Raw genomic sequence first — 2,546 nt, forward strand, 5'->3', positions numbered from 1 at the left:
CAGCCTGCCGACGAGATCGGCCCGGCGGACCCCGCCCCGTAAGCGCTTTCCGACCACCCGCAGCACCTCGTCGCCGATGCCGTGCCCGAGTGAATCGTTGATCACCTTGAACTTGTCGAGGTCGACGAACAGCACGGCGAGGGTATCGGTCCGGCCGGGTTCGCGCAGTGCCTCGGTCAGCCGCCGTACGATCAGCGTCCGGTTCGCCAGTCCGGTGAGCGCGTCGTGCGTGGCCTCGTACAGCAGCCGTTCGCCGATCTGCCTGCGTTCGGTGTTGTCGTTGAAGGAGGCGACCACCGCATACGGGGGGCCGGTTTCGGGATTGAGCGGGCGGCTGCTGACTGAGAGCCACACGTCGCCGCGGCCGTGCCGCTTCACGCGCACGATCTGGCCGTTCTGCGGTTCGCCGGTGCGGCGCGTGACGGCGATCGGGAATTCGCCGTCCGGGATGCGCATCCCGGTTTCGTCGTACAGTTCGAAGGAACTGGGTTCGGGGGAGAGGATGTCCTCGACGGGCGCGTCGAGGATCCGCGACACCGCCGGGTTGGCCGACTCGACGTGGCCGTCGCGGCCGAGTACCACGACCCCTTCCTCGAGGGCGGCGACCACCGTGGTGAAGTACTGCTCGGCGATTCGCCGCGCGGTCTCGTCCGCGCAGACGAGCACGTAGCCGGTGTCCATCTTGGCGGCGGAGATCCGCAGGTAGCGCGGGTCGCCGTCGGTGCGGTGCACGGTGAGCAGGCAGCCACCCTCGGCCAGTACCTCCGCCACGTCGAGCGGGGTGCCGATGAGTTCTTCGATCGGGCGGCCGGCGGCCTGGCGGGCGGCCGGGCCGAAGATCGTCTCGGCCGCGGGGTTGACGCTGATCACCACCCAGTCCTGGTCCGTCGCGATGATCGCGTCACTGACGTGGGTGACCAGCGCCGCCTGGTTGCGCAGGGCGGCTTCCGCGGCGCGCTGGGCGCTGAGGTCCCGCATGATGACCTGATAGGCCGGGCGCCCTTCCCAGGTCGTGAGCACCGAGACCGACTCCACCCGGAAGGTGCCCCCGTCGGACCGGAGGAGGACGGCTTCGGCCGGGGCCGTGACGGCCCCGGGCCGGGACAGCGATCCGATCCGGCGCAGCAGTTCGGGCACCGAGTCCGGGTGCACGAAGTCGAGGATCGACCGGCCGAGCAACTGCTCGGCGGAGGTGGCGCCGACGAACCGCACGCTGGCCGGGTTGACGTAGACCAGCCGGCCGTCCTGGTGCACCACGAGCCCGTCCGGGCTCAGGTCGACCAGCAGCCGGTAGCGGTCGGCGAGATCGGCCAGGGCCCGCTGGGACTCCTGCTGGTGGGTGACGTCGGTGGCCACCCCGACCAGGCCCTGCCGGGAGCCGTGCCCGAACCTGCGCGCCCGGAAGTGCGTCCACCGGGCGCCGCCACCGGGCAGGTCGATGCGGCGGATCACCTCGAATTCGTCACGCCGCCCCGACTGCGCGAGGTCGACCAGGGGTTTGACCGCGTCGCGCAGGTGCTCGCCGATGGCGTCTTCGTCGGTCCCGGGGGCTCCCACCAGCTCCGCGATGCCGGGCGTCCACACCGCCGAGCCGGTGGCCAGGTCCAGCCGCCAGCCCGACCCGTGGCTTTCGGTCAGCGCCAGGTCCGTGACAAGGTCGGAGCCGAGGTCGGTGCCGGCGACGAGGCGCCCGGAGTCGCTGACCTCACTGCCCATGTCCTGCTCCGATCGCATCGAAGGGTCCGCCTCCTACCCCTCGATCGGGTGTATCCGCGGAGCGGCGTGCGGCCGCTCTGGAAAGGAGCCTACGTGCTGATCACCCGGTCCACGACCCGGTCGCCGGTCCTCACCTGGCTGCGAGAAGGGCGGCTGCGCTGCCCCGGCTGCCACGGCCCGCTGCGCCCGTGGGGCTACGCGCGGGTGCGCACCGTCCGCTTCGCCCGCGCGCCCGCCCGGCTGCTGCGCCCGCGGCGCCTGCGCTGCCGGGGCTGCGGGAGCACGCACGTGGTGCTGCCGGACTGGGTGCTGCCCCGCCGCGCCTACGCCGCCCCGGTCGTGAAGCAGGCGCTGGCGGGCCGGTCCGCCGGGCACGGCCACCGCGCCGTGGCGGCCCGTCTGCGGATACCCGCGCCGACCGTGCGGGACTGGTTCCGCCTTCCCGATCACTACTCCGAATGGGCTACTTGCCGGGGCCATTTCGCCGTATCGACAGGGCTCCTTTCGGCCGTCTACGTGGGCTGACAACACGAGACCGTCCCATCCCCGGCCGCCGAGGCGGTCCGCGCGGGTGCTCCGCCCGGTAGGACGTGTGGCGTCCCCACACCGCCGCGTCGTTTCGAAGAGCGAGGACCAATGCCCGGGCACAGAAGCACCATCGTCGGAGTCGGCGCCGTCACCGGATACGGCTGGGGCAGCGCCTCGCTGTGGGAGGGGCTGCGGTCGGGGCGGCCCGCCGCCCGGCTCGTGCCCGGATACGGGACGGATCCCGGCGAGCCCGGCTGGGTGGCGCTGGTGCCCGACGGCGGCCGCGCGGGCGACGGCCCGAC

At 72.8% G+C, this 2,546-nt stretch carries 2 protein-coding genes and 1 pseudogene; 2 read left to right on the top strand and 1 reads right to left on the bottom strand.

Going from position 1 to position 2,546, the window contains the following annotated elements; genetic code table 11:
* The coding region (locus tag FNH05_RS35940; protein ID WP_246128145.1) for a sensor domain-containing protein at window positions 1-1,734 on the bottom strand (1,734 nt) is incomplete at its 3' end.
* Between the two features lie 75 nt (window positions 1,735-1,809).
* Here FNH05_RS35940 and FNH05_RS35945 point away from each other — a divergent pair.
* Entirely contained in the window at window positions 1,810-2,241 is a 432-nt protein-coding gene (locus FNH05_RS35945) for a DUF6431 domain-containing protein (protein ID WP_144593300.1), read from the top strand.
* Between the two features lie 111 nt (window positions 2,242-2,352).
* A pseudogene (locus FNH05_RS35950) lies at window positions 2,353-2,546 on the top strand (beta-ketoacyl synthase N-terminal-like domain-containing protein); the annotation flags it as partial.

The organism is Amycolatopsis rhizosphaerae, assembly GCF_007713715.1.
Lineage (GTDB): Bacteria > Actinomycetota > Actinomycetes > Mycobacteriales > Pseudonocardiaceae > Amycolatopsis_E > Amycolatopsis_E rhizosphaerae.